Genomic DNA, 237 nt, shown 5'->3' with positions numbered 1-237 from the left:
CGACGTCGGCGCCGCTCTCGCGGACGAGGCGGGCGATGGCGTCGGGCGACGCTCCCCCGCCGTACGTGTTCCACACCGCCACGGTGAGGTCGCCCTCGGCGACGGAGCCGCCCCAGCCCCGAGCCAGCAGAACCGCGCCGTTGCCGACCGCCGCGGCGGCGAAGACGACGGCCAGCCCGAGCGCGACCGCCGCGCGACGACGCAGGAGCGCGACGATCCCCGCCACGACGGCGAGCA

The 237-nt window shown here is 78.1% G+C and carries 1 protein-coding gene; it reads right to left on the bottom strand.

Annotated features, from left to right (window positions below; translation table 11 throughout):
* Window positions 1–237, bottom strand: a 237-nt coding sequence (locus ACZ3HG_RS24825) for a hypothetical protein (protein WP_465335202.1), incomplete at both ends; no start/stop codon positions are given.

The organism is Erwinia sp. PME.40.26/001, assembly GCF_055556675.1.
The sequence above is the reverse complement of the archived record's forward strand: the minus strand, read 5'-3'. Positions and strand labels throughout refer to the sequence as shown.